The sequence below is a fragment of the Sphingomonas colocasiae genome (assembly GCF_019880585.1).
GTDB classification, from domain to species: Bacteria; Pseudomonadota; Alphaproteobacteria; order Sphingomonadales; family Sphingomonadaceae; genus Sphingobium_A; species Sphingobium_A colocasiae.
The window spans coordinates 266,045-278,912 of sequence record NZ_JAINVV010000006.1 but is presented as its reverse complement, the minus strand read 5'-3'; the positions used below and the strand labels follow the sequence as shown (position 1 = coordinate 278,912).

Genomic DNA, 12,868 nt, shown 5'->3' with positions numbered 1-12,868 from the left:
CTTATATACAATATGTTCGTTTAACGGGAATCAAGAACAGGAGAGCGCCCATGGCCGATATTCTCATTCGCAACGGAACGGTGGTCGATGGCACCGGCGCGCCGTCCTTTACTGCGGACATTCGCGTCGCCGACGGCGTGATCGCCGAGATCGGTGCCGGGCTCGCGCCTACAGGCGGAGAACGCGTCGTCGATGCCGAGGGCTGCATTGTCTCTCCCGGCTTCATCGAGCCGCATACCCATATGGACGCGGTGATGTGGTGGCAGCCGAGCCTCGATCCGCTGCCCGGTTATGGCGTGACAACGATCGTGATCGGCAATTGCGGCTTCACTGCGGCGCCGGTTCATTCCGACCCCGAAGTCCGCATGGAGATGGTCAAGATCTTCTCCTTCTTCGAGGAAGTCCCCGAAAAGCCGTTCCTCGACACGCTGCCCTGGGACTGGAGCAGCTGGTCCGAATATTGGGCGTCGATGAGCGAGAAGTGCCGCGTCTCGACCAACATCGCGGGCTATGCCGGGCATATCGCGATGCGTCTGGCGGTGATGGGCATGGATGCCTGGACCCGCGTCGCCACGCAGGACGAAATCCGGCAGATGTGCGCGCTGCTGGAGGATGCGATCGATGCCGGCGCGCTCGGCATGTCGTCCAACCTGATGGATCATGACAGCAAGGATCGTCCGGTGCCCAGCCTGGTCGCCGACGATGCCGAATGGTCGGCGCTGATCGGCGTTCTCGCCAGCCGCCCGGGCAGCCAGCTTCAGGTGATCCTCGACACCTTCTTCAAGCTGAAGGCGCCCGAACAGATGGAACGGCTGGGCAATCTCTGCCGCGATCGCGGCGTGCGCGTCCAGATGGCGGGCGCGGGCGGGTTGCTGCGCTTCCAGGATTCGATCCGCGAGAAGATGTGGGAGATCACCGCACGGCAGAAGAAGGAGGGTTTCGACTTCTGGCCGAGCTTCGCGCATGTCCCGCCGACGACGGCGCTCAATTTCTTCAGCAGCTCGTCCTTCGCCCAGGCCAATGAATATGTCTGGCACGAGGTCGTCCAGGCCAAGACGGCCGAAGAGAAGGTCGCATTGCTCGAGGATCCCGATTTCCGCGCCCGTGCACGCGACAGCTGGGACAACAAGGCGTTCAAGCAATCGCTGGTCGCCAATCCGCACATGATGCTGCTGATGGATTCCGACACCGGCGCCGGCCCGCTCGGGCTCAGCCTCAAGGATCTGGCCGAACAGCGCGGCGTCCATCCGTCGGACGCGCTGGCGGACTGGGTGCTCGCCAATGGGGTGAACTCGATCGTCAATCGCGTGCCGCATCCGATGGCCTATGAACAGACCGTCGAGATGCTGAAGGACAGCCAGACCGTCGCCAACATCTCCGACGCGGGCGCCCACGGCCAGATGCTGTGCGGCGGCGGCGAGAACATGCTGCTGCTCACCACCTATATGAAGAACAACGACCTGACGCTTGAGGAGGCGATCCACGTCCAGACCGGCAAGCAGGCCGAGCATTTCAACTTCGGCGATCGCGGCGTGCTCAAGACCGGCTATCGCGCCGACATCGCGGTGTTCAAGCTCGACGAGATCGAAGCCCGCCCGCTCAAGCGCGTCTTCGACGTGCCCGACGGCAAGGGCGGCTTCACCTGGCGCTTCACGCGCGATCCCGCGCCGATGCGCCTGACGCTCGTCAACGGCGTGCCGACGTTCGAGAATGGCGACTTCACCGGCGCGCTGCCGGGCGAGTTCATCGGCCCGGTCATCCGCAAGGTCGCATCGGCGGCGGCCTGAACCGCCCGCGAGAGGTAACGGAGAGGGAAAAGCGATGAACGAGGACGATCTGCCATATCTGCAGCGCGGACGGCAAAAGGTCGAGACGACGAGCAGCGTGCTCATCAGCTCGTCCAAGTACATGAACGACTATCGCATCCGCGAATGGGTGACGACCCAGTGCCTCAAGCGCAACGGGCGCGACTATCCGACCACCTATGGCATCCCGGCGCTGATCGATGCGGTCCGCGAGGTGCAGGATCACGAGCGGATCGAGGTTCTGTTCGACGAGGCGCGCAGCGGCTGGCCCGAATTCGACCGCTGGCTGGACGAGCGCTGGCTCGCCAAGCTGACGCGCGAGGACATGAAATCCTGTCCGGAGGGATCGGTCGGCGGCATCTGGTACAAGCAGCTTGTCGGCGCGGGGATGCAGGTCGACATCATCCCGACCTTCCAGCCGCGCTCAAGCTTCGAATATTTCTTCCTGCGCGGCGTCCAGATCCACGACATCATGCATATATTGAGCGGCGGCGGGTTCGACGGGATCGGTGAGATCATGCCCGCCTTCCTGAAATACGGAAACCTGTTCCGCCATTTCAACGCGGAGCTCGCCGGGCTGCTCAACGTGCAGAATACCTTGCTGACCATCCCGATGTTCATGCGCGGACCGCTCCATTATCCCGAGCTGTTCACGCGGATGTGGGATCTGGCGCATTATGCGATGAAGGTCGGCGAGGAGTCCGATGCGCTTTTCATCCCCCGCTATGAGGAATGGCTCGATCTTCCGCTCGAGGAGGCGCGCCGCAAGTTCGGCGTGCGCGGCGCGCGGACGATCGACACGTCACGCGAGTCGGATTTCTGGGACGAGCGTGCGCCGAGCTTCGATCCGATGCCCGACGAGCCGCAGGCAGTGGCTGCGGAGTAGGGACTGTCGTCATCCGGTCTTTGCCGGGGTCACGTTGCTTGGTTTGCGAATGGTTCGTCACGGAAACGGCGGGAGGGCTTCTCCCGCCGTTTTTCGTTCACCAGCCTTCGGTCCCGGACAGTCCTATTTCCTCGACGACCGCCAGCGCCTTGGCGAGCGCGTCGGGCTCGGCGGGCAGGCGCGGGGCGCGGGGATAACCGCCGGCCAGCCCGAAATGTTCGAGCAGCGCCTTGGTCACGCGAATGCCGCCATTGCCGTAAAGCGCCATGAACAGCCGCATCAGCTTGCCCCAGCGTTCGAGAAAGGCGGCATTGTCGCCGGCCCTGGCGGCCTCGATCACGCCCATGCACAGCCGCGGCGCGATGTTGCCTTCGGATGACAGGAACCCGTGCGCGCCGAATGCCAGCGCCATCGGCGCCTGGTGCGGCCCGCCGACGCAGATGTCGATCCGGTCGCCCAGCGCATCGGCCAGGGTCCGCAGATAATTGGGATCCTGGTGGCTGACGTTGAGCCCGATCAGCTGTGGATGGCGATCGAACAGTTCGATGATGACCTGGGCTGGAATGACATAGCCCACCGATTGATGGGTGGAGAGGACCGACGGAATATCCGTGCTCGACAGCACTTCGCCGAAATAGGCGTCCAGTTCGCGCGGGGTGGGGGCGTGGCCATGGCCGACATCGAGCGAATAGACTTGCGCCGCGTCCACGCCGGCGGCCTTGGCCTGTTCCAGAAACGCGATCATTTCGCGTGCGGTGCGAGGCTCGACGCCCATGGCGCGGATCGGCACGCGGCCCTTGAGCTCGTCGACCGCGATCGCGAGCAGCCGGCCGGTTTCAGCCTGGGACAGGGTATAGCCCTCACCGCTGCCGCCGCCGCCCACATACACGCCGATGCCCGCATCGCCGAGCTTGCGCAGGTGACGGCGCAGGGCCTGCTCGTCGATCGCGCCATCGGCCGCGAAGGGCGTGATGCTGATGGTGAAGCACTGATAGCGTGCGGCATCGCTGGCCATGGTCTCTCCTTGCAAAGATTCAGTGTGCGCTTATTGCTGTCGATCTGGAAATTCGGTGTGATCCGAAGGAATTCACAAGTGCGGCGATCAGGATGATCGGCCGATGGGGAGCCCGGTTTTGACGACAGGCACGACCAAGCGTCGTTTGCGGCAGCCGCGAGTGGCTGAAATCGTTGCGTCCAGCCTGCGTTCGCGCATCCTGTCCGGCGCGCTGTCCGACGGCGATCTCCTGCCCAAACAGGAAGAGCTGCTCGCCGAATTCGGCGTCAGCCCGCCTTGCATCCGTGAAGCGTTCCGGATTCTCGAGACCGAGGGCCTGATCACCGTCATCCGCGGCAATGTCGGCGGCGCGGTGGTTCACGTGCCCCATTCGGGCACCGCGGCCTATATGCTGGGCCTGGTGCTGGAAGCGCGAAACGTCTCGCTCGCCGATTTGCTCAACGGCATGCGGCTGCTCGAGCCTGCCTGCGCGGCGGAAGCGGCGTCGCGCCCCGACCGCGCGACCACCGTGCTGCCCAAGCTGCGCGAGAATATCGACGCCTGCATGGCGGCGGTCGACGATCCCAGCACGTTCATCGGCCTGGCCCGCGCCTTCCACACCGAACTGGTCAACCATTGCGGCAACGAGACGATGAGCCTTGTCGTCGGCGCGTTGGAAAAGCTCTGGTCGGCGCAGGTCGACCTGCTCGCGCTCAACAAGTCGGTGCATGGCACCTTCTCCGACCGGGCGGTGCGCCTGTCGCTCGCCCACGAGCATGAGCGCATCTATCGCGCCATCGAGGAAGGCGATTCGCTCAGCGCCGAGCGCGCGTTGCGCGAGCATTATTCGGGCGGCGGCGGCGAGCGTCGTCACGGTTTCAGCACCGACGTGACGGTCAAGGCGGACACGCTGCGCGCCTGACCGGGTTCAGAGGGTAAGCCAGCGGGCGACGTCTGCGGCCGCGGCGCGGGGCCGCGGGGCCGCTTCCTCGGCGACGCTGCCGACCAGGATGACGCCCGCCACCTTCTCGCCATCGGCAAGATCGAGCAGCGCGGTCGCCTGGCCGTCATAGGCGTGCCAGCCTGTCAGCCAGTTCGCGCCGTAACCCATCGCATGCGCGCCGTTCAGCACGTTCATGCAGACTGCGCCCGCGGACAGCCATTGTTCCCATTCCGGCACCTTGTGGCCCGGCGTCGCCGCCGAGACCACGACCACCACGAGCGGCGCCGAACTGAGCTTGCGCGTGGAGACGCGCACTTTGGCGGCATCCTCGCGCGCATCCGCGAGTTCCATCAGGCGGCCGACCCATTTCTCCTTGGCGTCGCCGGCGATCAGGATCAGCCGCCAGGGGCTGAGACGGCCATGATCGGGAACGCGCAGCGCGATCTCCACCAGGCGATCGATCTCCTGCGCGTCAGGGCCGGGTGCGACCAGCGCATCGGGCTGGGGCGAGCGACGCAGCGCAAGCCGGTCGGTCGTCGAAGGGGCGGCCGGGCTGTTCGTGGTGACGGTCAAGCGGGCTCTCCTCATCGCCTCTGAATGTCTATCTTTGATAGTAAAGAGCCGGATGCCTCACCAGCGCTCGTTTGGCAATGCGTCGATCTCCAGTTTGACGGGCAGTGGCGAATCATCTATCCTATAAAAGATAGATAGAAATGAGATCGGAAGAGACCCACCGATTTCGTGGATGTCACGGGCGGTTCTTCGAGTCGCCCGATCGATCGCAGGCCGGCGGCGTGATTGCCGGCCGCAACATGGAGGGACGATCATGAATGCTATCCCGCTTCGTTTCGCGGATGTGCGGCTCGGCCAGTCGGTCGAGCTCGACGGTCCGGTCAATCCGGACATTTCGATGGGCGAGCGGGTTTGCGAAATGGTACGCAAATGGTCGGGCTCTCCGGCCGCCTCCCTGGTGTCGATGCAGACGCCCGATGACGGTTTCGCGCCCGACCATGTCGCCGGCCGCGTGATGGCGCGGCATCTCGACGGCAGCAATCGCGCCGATGTGGAAGTGGTGATGCGCGCACGCGACATCTGCGGAAAGGCCGTGGTTCGTGTTGCGCTTGGCTGATGCGCCCGGCGCGGCGCGGGCAACTCCGAACTGGCCAGCAACGGCCGACCGGAGCATAAAGCCGGACATGTCCAAATCCCTGACGCCAAATGTCCCGCGCGAGGTCGCGACGCTGCGGACCCTGCGGATCGCCAAGCATTTTCCATTCTTCCTGGCGGTCGCCGAGGAGCAGAATCTGCATCGCGCCGCGGAACGGCTCAACATCGCGCAATCCGCGCTTTCCCGCCGGATCGCCGATCTCGAGCGCGAGCTGGGCGATGTCGAGCTGTTCGAGCGCCAGGCGCGGGGCGTCGCGATCACGCCCGCGGGCCAGACGCTTGCCAAGGACGTTCGCCGGATCCTGCTGTCGATCGAGGAAGCGCGCCGCAATGTCCGCCGGATCGCCGACGGCGACCTCGGCACGCTGCGTGTCGCCTTTTCCGAAGCGATGCTGCGCCGTCCCGTGCTGCCCGCCGTGCTGCGCGAATTCCGCGCTCTCTATCCGGCGGTCGAGCTTCGTGCCTTTCCGCTGACCTCGGACGCACAGCGCAGCCGGTTGCTCGCCGACGAGATCGACGTCGCCTTCGTCATCGACGAGGCCACCGATGTCGATCAGTTCGACAGGCTCCATGTCGGGCAGGACAGATTCATGCTGGCGCTGCCCGCCGATCACCCGCTCGCCGCGCTGCCGTCGGTCCGGTTGAGCGACATCGCATCCGAGCCCTTGCTCTGGCCGGCGCGCCACATGTCGCCGCGCCTGTTCGACCGGATGATCGCGGCGTTCGATGCGCGCGGCGTCTCGCCCAATATCGCGGTCGAGGTCGCCGCGGTCGATATCGCTTATGAGCTGGCGGCGGCCGGGATCGGCCTGGGCATCATCACCGCGGCGCGGGCGGACCGGACGCCGGCCAATATCGTGCTGCGCGAGCTGGTCGACCTGGATCTGCCGCTGCCGCTCAGCATGTTGTGGCCCAAGGGCAGCGCATCGCCGCTGATCGCCCGCTTCATCGAACTGGTGCAGCAGCGGCTGGCGGAGGAGGCTTAGCCAGCCACGGTCATTCCGGCTTCCGCCGGAATGACCGTGGCTCACCCGCCGAACCGCTCCGCGATCGCCCGCCCGACCCGCGCCACGTCCGCATTGGCGGTCGACAGCAGATCGACGAGCGTGAAGAAGCCGTGCGCCATGCCGGGACGGTCGTGCAGCGTGACCGGCACGCCGGCCGCCGCCAGCGCGTCGGCATAGGCAAGGCCCTCGTCATGCAGCGGATCGCAGCCCGCCAGCACGATGATCGTGTCCGGCAGACCGCCGAGATCGGCGGCGGCGAGCGGCGCGGCCTCCGGGTGGCCACGGCTGGCGTGCGGCACATGATGATCCCAGAACCACTGCATGTCGGCGGTGGAGATCAGATAATCCCCTTTGCCGAAGCGTTCGTAGGAAGCGCGCCCGAAATCCGGCGAAAGCACCGGATAGAGCAGCACCTGCAGGTCGATCCTCGGCCCGCCGCGATCGCGTGCGCGGAGAGCTAGCGCGGCGGCGAGGTTGCCGCCCGCGCTGTCGCCCATCACCGCGATCGGCCCGTCGCCCGCACAGGCCTCCAGCGCCGCCCAGGCATCGTCGAGCGGCTGGGGAAAGGGATGTTCGGGCGCCAGCCGATAATCGACGCTCACCACCTCCGCGCCGCTCTCGTGCGCCAGTTGCCGGCAGACCGGATCGAAACCGTCGAGCGTACCGAACACCCAGCCGCCGCCATGAAGATAGAGGATGCGCCCATGCGCGCGTTCGCCGGCGATGTAATGGCGCACACCGATCGGGCCGTTGGGGCCGTCGATCACGGCGTCACGCATGGCCGATACCGCCGCGCCGCGCCCCTTGGGCAGTGCCGCCTGCCCTTCCGCAAAGGCGCGCCTCGCATCCGCTGGCGAGCCACTGGAGAAGCCGGGCAGGTTCAGCGCGTTGCGGCGGTCGAGGATCGCCTGCATTTCCGGGTCGAGCGGTCCCATCATCCCTCCTGTTTCCCCTGCAATGCTCTCAGCGGACGGGCAGGATCGCAATTGCCCAATTGCGATTCCTTCGATCCGCCTTCGACATTCGACGCCATTGCCTTAGCGGCCGTATTGGACATGGCCATAAAGGGATATGGAGTGGGATGAGTGACGTTCTGATCGCGCGTGAGGAACTGGATTTCCTGTTGTGGGACTGGCTCGGTCTCGACCGGGTGATCGCGCGCCACAGCCCCGACATGGTCGATCGCGAGAGCGCGGACGCGATCCTCGACCTTTCGGCGCGCCTGGCGGCCGACAGTTTCCTGACGCATTACAAGGATGCCGACCGGATCGAACCCTCGCTTCATGGGGGTGCCGTCCATGCGCTGCCCGAGATCGGCGCCGCATTGCGCGCCTATGCCGAACTGGGGCTGTTCTCGGCCAGCTTTCCCGTCGAGCGCGGCGGCATGGGATTGCCCGGCCTGCTCGCCAACGCGTCCTTCGCGCAGTTCCTGGCCGCCAATGTCGCGACCGCGGCCTATCCCATGCTCACCACCGCCAATGCGCGGCTGTTGCTGGCCTTTGCCAACGAAGCGCAGATCGAACAGTTCGCGCTGCCGCAGATCGCCGGCCGCTGGTTCGGCACCATGTGCCTGTCCGAGCCGCAGGCCGGATCGAACCTGGCGGATGTCTCGACGCGCGCGGTGGCCGACGGCGCGGATGCGCTGGGCGACCGGTACCGGCTGAGCGGCAACAAGATGTGGATCTCCGGCGGAGATCACGATCTGGCCGAGAATATCGTGCACCTGGTGCTGGCCAAGGTCGTCGGCGCGGACGGAACTATCGGGGCGGGCACGCGCGGCCTGTCGCTGTTCGTCGTGCCCAAGATCCTGCCCGCGGGCGATCGCAACGACATCGCGGTTGCCGGGCTCAATCACAAGATGGGCTATCGCGGCACGACCAATTGCCTGCTCAATTTCGGCGAGCGCGACGGAGCGATCGGCTGGATCGTCGGCGCGCCGGGACAGGGGCTGCCCCAGATGTTCAAGATGATGAACGAGGCGCGGATCGGCGTCGCGCTCGGCGCGGCGGCGTTGGGCTATCGCGGCTATCGCCATGCCCTCGCCTATGCGCGGGATCGCACCCAGGGCCGCCCGCCCGGCGCGGGGGCGGGGCCGTCGCAGCCGATCATCGGCCATCCCGATGTGCGCGACATGCTGCTTGCCGCCAAATGCTATGGGGAAGGCGCGCTGGCGCTCGTGCTCTACTGCGCGAAGCTGGTGGACGAAGCGGAACATGATCCGGATGCCGAGGCGTTGCTGGGGCTGCTGACCCCGATCGCGAAGACATGGGCGTCCGAATATGGCCTGGCGGCGGATGATATCGCGATCCAGGTGCATGGCGGTTATGGCTACACGCGCGATTTCGATGTCGAGCAGCTCTGGCGCGACAATCGCCTGAACCCGATCCATGAAGGCACGACGGGCATCCAGGCGCTCGATCTCGTCGGCCGCAAGCTGCGCGACGGCGCGGCGCTCGGCCTGCTGCGCGACCGGATCGCGCTCACCGTCGCCGGCGCCGCCGGTCAACCGCAACTGGCGTCTCTCGCCGCGGATCTCGACGCCTGGTGGCAGCGTATCGCGGCGGCGGCCGGGGGGCTGAAGGGCGTCGACCCGGCGGTCATGGCGGCGAACGCGACCGCATTGCTGCGCGCCTTCGGCCATGGTGTCGCCGGCTGGTTATGGCTCGATCGCGCGCTGCTGTGCGTGGACGCGCCGGACGAACCGTTCCGGGGCGGCAAGCTCTGGGCCTGCCGCTATTTCTTCGAACGCGAAATGCCGCGGATCGACGCCTGGCTTCGGCCCGTCGAGGCCCGCAGCGATCTGGTGGCCGCCGTGCCGGCCGATTTCCTGTAGATATTGGGAGGATTTGAAGGATGCCGATCGATCTGAGCGGTCGCGTGGCGATCGTGACCGGTGCCGGCGGGGGGCTGGGCCGCGCCCATGCGCTGCTGCTGGGCAAGCGCGGCGCGAAGGTGCTGGTCAACGATCTGGGCGGCGCGCGCGACGGCAGCGGTGGCGACGGCACGATGGCCGAGGCGGTGGTCGAGGATATCCGCCGCGCGGGCGGAGAGGCGATCGCCAACGGCGCGAGCGTGACCGATGTCGATCAGGTGCAGGCGATGGTCGATCAGGCGATGACGGCCTGGGGCAGCGTCGACATCCTGGTCAACAATGCCGGCATCCTGCGCGACCGCACCTTCGCCAAGCAGGACCTCTTCGATTTCCGCACCGTGATCGAGGTGCATCTGATGGGATCGGTAAACTGCACCAAGGCGGTCTGGGGGATCATGACGGCGCAGAATCGCGGCCGGATCATGATGACCACCTCCTCCTCCGGGCTCTACGGCAATTTCGGGCAGGCCCAATATGGCGCGGCCAAGATGGGGCTGGTCGGACTGATGAAGACGCTTTCGCAGGAAGGGCGCAAATACGACATCCGCGTCAATTGCCTCGCCCCCTCCGCCGCGACGCGCATGACCGAGGATATCATGGACGAGGCGCAACTGGCGGCGCTCGATCCCGCGTCGGTGTCGCCCGCGATGCTTGCCCTGGTCTGCGACGATGCGCCCAGCGGCGTGATCCTGTGCGCGGGGGCCGGCAGCGTCGAGGCGGCGCACGTCACGCTGACGCGCGGCATCCATGTCGGCGACGGGGAGGATGCGCCCGAGCGCGTTCTTGCCGGGCTGGACCGGATCGTCGATCGCGGCGGGGAAATGGTGCCGCCGACGGGTCTGGAACAGTCGCTCTACGAACTGTCGCGCGTTCCCGGGCTGATGGCCGCCGCCGCCAATGGCTGACGCGCTCGCCCCGGTCCGCGACGCGCACCGTTTCGACGAAGCCGGGCTGCTGCGCTGGATGGAGGCGAATGTCGCTGATTTCGGCGGCCCGCTTTCCGTCGAGCAATTCTCCGGTGGCCAGTCCAACCCGACCTATCGGCTGCGCACGCCGGCCCGCGACTATGTGCTGCGTCGCAAGCCGCCGGGCATATTGCTGAAGGGCGCGCACGCGGTCGATCGCGAGTTCCGCGTGATCTCCGCATTGCACGGCACAGGCTTTCCTGTGCCGCGCCCCTATGGGCTGTGCCTGGACGATGCGGTGATCGGCACCGCCTTTTACGTGATGGAGCTGGTCGAGGGGCGGACCTTCTGGAACACCGCCTTTCCCGAAGTGGCGCGAGAGGAACGGCCCGCCTGTTTCGACGCGATGAACGCGACGATCGCGCGACTTCATTCGATCGATCCCGCGTCGATCGGGCTCGGCGATTTCGGCCGGCCCGGCAATTATTTCGAACGCCAGGTCGGCCGCTGGTCGCGCCAGTATCTGGAGGATGAGGATGCGGGGCGCGTGCCCGCGATGGACGCGCTGATCGAATGGCTGCCCGCCAACATCCCGCCAGGGGAAGAGACCAGCATCGTCCATGGCGATTTCCGCTGCGACAATATGCTGTTCCACCCGACCGAACCGCGCGTCGTCGCGGTGCTCGATTGGGAGCTTTCGACGCTCGGCCATCCTCTGGCGGACTTCGCCTATCATCTGATGGTCTATCGCATGCCGCCGGGCTTCTCGACGGGGCTGGCGGGGCTGGACCTGCCGGCGCTCAATATCCCGAGCGAGGACGATTATGTCGCGGCCTATTGCCGGCGCACCGGACGCGACGGGATCGAGCGGCTCGATTTCCATCTGGCGTTCAGCCTGTTCCGGCTTGCGGCGATCATCCACGGCATCAAGGGGCGCCTGATCCGGGGCACCGCCTCCTCGTCCCAGGCAGCGGCGGCCGTGGAGCAGCTCGACCGGATCGCGGCGCTCGCACTGACGCAAACGCGAACGGGGGGCTGATCGATGGATTTCACCTATTCGGAGCGGCAGACATATTGGCGTGATCGTATCCGCGCATTCATGGCTGCTCATGTCGTGCCCGCGCAGGCGCGCTATCATGCCGAACTCGCCGAAGGACAGACGCGCTGGCGCGTGCTGCCGGTGATCGAGGAACTCAAGCAACAGGCGCGCGCCGAGGGGCTGTGGAACCTGTTCCTGCCGCCTTCGGCGCATGATGCCGACGATTATCGCGGCGCGGGGCTGACCAACCTCGAATATGCGCCCTGCGCGGAAGAGATGGGCCGGATCCCCTGGGCGTCCGAGATATTCAACTGCTCCGCGCCCGACACCGGCAATATGGAGGTGCTCCATCGCTATGGGACGCCGGAACAGAAGGCGCGCTGGCTTGCGCCGCTGATGGCCGGGGAGATCCGCTCCGCCTTCGCGATGACCGAGCCCGGCGTCGCCAGTTCGGACGCGACCAATATCGCGACGCGGATCGAGCGGCAGGGCGACGACTATGTGATCAACGGCCGCAAATGGTGGATCTCGGGCGCCGGCGATCCGCGCTGCAAGCTGATGATCGTGCTGGGGGTGAGCGATCCCGATGCCGAGCGCCATGCGCGGCACAGCCAGATCCTGGTGCCGGTCGACACGCCGGGCGTGACCATCGGCCGGTCGTTGCCGGTCTTCGGATTCGACGACGCGCCGCATGGTCATTGCGAGGTCGTGTTCGAGAACGCTCGCGTGCCCGTCGCCAGCATCGTGCTGGGCGAGGGGCGCGGCTTCGAGGTCGCGCAGGGCCGGCTTGGGCCGGGACGGATCCATCACTGCATGCGTGCGATCGGGCTGGCGGAGATGGCGCTCGATGCGATGCTCGCGCGGCTGCTGACCCGCGAGGCGTTCGGCAAGAGGATCGCGGATCATTCGATCTGGGAACAGCGCGTCGCCGAGGCGCGGACCGAGATCGAGATGACGCGCCTGCTGTGCCTGAAGGCGGCGGACATGATGGACAAGGTCGGCAACAAGGTGGCCCAGCTCGAGATCGCGATGATCAAGGTGGCGGGGCCGCGGCTGGCGCTGAAGGTGATCGACGACGCAATCCAGGCGCATGGCGGGGCGGGGGTGTGCGACGATTTTCCGCTCGCCGCCGCCTATGCGCTGGCGCGGACCCTCCGCCTCGCCGATGGTCCCGACGAGGTCCACAACCGCGCCATCGCCCGGCTCGAATATCGCCGTGCCCGCGCAGCCTGAACCATTTAGCGCTTTCA

General features: G+C 66.4%; 12 protein-coding genes. 9 read left to right on the top strand and 3 right to left on the bottom strand.

All coding sequences use genetic code 11. The features are described 5' to 3' along the window. Positions 1-50: 50 nt before the first annotated feature. Together K7G82_RS14595 and K7G82_RS14590 are read left to right on the top strand one after the other, a co-directional pair. Positions 51-1,787 carry an N-acyl-D-amino-acid deacylase family protein gene (locus K7G82_RS14595; RefSeq protein ID WP_222990631.1) on the top strand — a complete coding sequence of 579 codons (1,737 nt, stop codon included), beginning with the start codon at positions 51-53 and terminating at the stop codon, positions 1,785-1,787. 34 nt (positions 1,788-1,821) lie between these two features. Further along, complete coding sequence (locus tag K7G82_RS14590; RefSeq protein WP_222990630.1) at positions 1,822-2,691, top strand: Coq4 family protein; 870 nt, start codon at positions 1,822-1,824, stop codon at positions 2,689-2,691. Between the two features lie 97 nt (positions 2,692-2,788). Here the strand turns inward: K7G82_RS14590 and K7G82_RS14585 are convergent, their stop codons facing one another. Continuing rightward, positions 2,789-3,706 (bottom strand): dihydrodipicolinate synthase family protein, encoded by a 918-nt coding sequence (locus K7G82_RS14585; protein WP_222990629.1) that lies wholly within the window; start codon positions 3,704-3,706, stop codon positions 2,789-2,791. A 160-nt stretch (positions 3,707-3,866) separates the two neighbouring features. Between K7G82_RS14585 and K7G82_RS14580 the strand changes: the two genes are divergently transcribed. Beyond that, positions 3,867-4,607, top strand: a complete 741-nt coding sequence (locus tag K7G82_RS14580; protein WP_222990628.1) for a FadR/GntR family transcriptional regulator — start codon at positions 3,867-3,869, stop codon at positions 4,605-4,607. A 6-nt stretch (positions 4,608-4,613) separates the two neighbouring features. On the opposite strand, the gene K7G82_RS14575 is transcribed toward K7G82_RS14580, so the two are convergent. Continuing rightward, a complete protein-coding gene (locus tag K7G82_RS14575) occupies positions 4,614-5,201 on the bottom strand; it encodes a nitroreductase family protein (protein WP_222990627.1) in 588 nt (195 codons plus the stop codon). 253 nt (positions 5,202-5,454) lie between these two features. Here K7G82_RS14575 and K7G82_RS14570 point away from each other — a divergent pair, with 253 nt between their 5' ends. Beyond that, positions 5,455-5,757, top strand: coding sequence for a hypothetical protein (locus tag K7G82_RS14570; protein ID WP_222990626.1), 303 nt, complete (start codon positions 5,455-5,457; stop codon positions 5,755-5,757). Positions 5,758-5,824: 67 nt separating this feature from the next. Further along, a complete protein-coding gene (locus tag K7G82_RS14565; protein WP_222990625.1) occupies positions 5,825-6,781 on the top strand; it encodes a LysR family transcriptional regulator in 957 nt (318 codons plus the stop codon). 41 nt (positions 6,782-6,822) lie between these two features. Here K7G82_RS14565 and K7G82_RS14560 read toward each other — a convergent pair whose 3' ends face one another. Beyond that, positions 6,823-7,737 carry an alpha/beta hydrolase gene (locus K7G82_RS14560; protein WP_222990624.1) on the bottom strand — a complete coding sequence of 305 codons (915 nt, stop codon included), beginning with the start codon at positions 7,735-7,737 and terminating at the stop codon, positions 6,823-6,825. 146 nt (positions 7,738-7,883) lie between these two features. On the opposite strand from K7G82_RS14560, the gene K7G82_RS14555 reads away from it, so the two are divergent. From K7G82_RS14555 to K7G82_RS14540, 4 genes are read left to right on the top strand one after another with little or no spacing between them, the layout of a single operon-like run. Beyond that, on the top strand, positions 7,884-9,635 hold the full coding sequence (locus K7G82_RS14555) for an acyl-CoA dehydrogenase family protein (protein WP_222990623.1): 1,752 nt from the start codon (positions 7,884-7,886) through the stop codon (positions 9,633-9,635). Between the two features lie 20 nt (positions 9,636-9,655). Next, positions 9,656-10,579, top strand: coding sequence for an SDR family NAD(P)-dependent oxidoreductase (locus K7G82_RS14550; protein WP_222990622.1), 924 nt, complete (start codon positions 9,656-9,658; stop codon positions 10,577-10,579). Beyond that, positions 10,572-11,618: a phosphotransferase gene (locus K7G82_RS14545; RefSeq protein ID WP_222990621.1), complete on the top strand. Its 1,047-nt coding sequence runs from the start codon at positions 10,572-10,574 to the stop codon at positions 11,616-11,618. Before K7G82_RS14550 ends, K7G82_RS14545 begins: the two co-directional genes overlap by 8 nt. 3 nt (positions 11,619-11,621) lie before the next feature. After that, positions 11,622-12,851, top strand: coding sequence for an acyl-CoA dehydrogenase family protein (locus K7G82_RS14540; RefSeq protein ID WP_222990620.1), 1,230 nt, complete (start codon positions 11,622-11,624; stop codon positions 12,849-12,851). Positions 12,852-12,868 lie beyond the last annotated feature (17 nt).

What these genes read in the sequence shown, in the direction of transcription:
- K7G82_RS14595 (WP_222990631.1), top strand. Translation starts at nt 51, where the DNA reads ATGGCCGATATTCTCATTCGCAACGGAACGGTGGTCGATGGCACCGGC.
- K7G82_RS14590 (WP_222990630.1), top strand. Translation starts at nt 1,822, where the DNA reads ATGAACGAGGACGATCTGCCATATCTGCAGCGCGGACGGCAAAAGGTC.
- K7G82_RS14585 (WP_222990629.1), bottom strand. Translation starts at nt 3,706, where the DNA reads ATGGCCAGCGATGCCGCACGCTATCAGTGCTTCACCATCAGCATCACG.
- K7G82_RS14570 (WP_222990626.1), top strand. Translation starts at nt 5,455, where the DNA reads ATGAATGCTATCCCGCTTCGTTTCGCGGATGTGCGGCTCGGCCAGTCG.
- K7G82_RS14565 (WP_222990625.1), top strand. Translation starts at nt 5,825, where the DNA reads ATGTCCAAATCCCTGACGCCAAATGTCCCGCGCGAGGTCGCGACGCTG.
- K7G82_RS14560 (WP_222990624.1), bottom strand. Translation starts at nt 7,737, where the DNA reads ATGGGACCGCTCGACCCGGAAATGCAGGCGATCCTCGACCGCCGCAAC.
- K7G82_RS14555 (WP_222990623.1), top strand. Translation starts at nt 7,884, where the DNA reads ATGAGTGACGTTCTGATCGCGCGTGAGGAACTGGATTTCCTGTTGTGG.
- K7G82_RS14550 (WP_222990622.1), top strand. Translation starts at nt 9,656, where the DNA reads ATGCCGATCGATCTGAGCGGTCGCGTGGCGATCGTGACCGGTGCCGGC.
- K7G82_RS14545 (WP_222990621.1), top strand. Translation starts at nt 10,572, where the DNA reads ATGGCTGACGCGCTCGCCCCGGTCCGCGACGCGCACCGTTTCGACGAA.
- K7G82_RS14540 (WP_222990620.1), top strand. Translation starts at nt 11,622, where the DNA reads ATGGATTTCACCTATTCGGAGCGGCAGACATATTGGCGTGATCGTATC.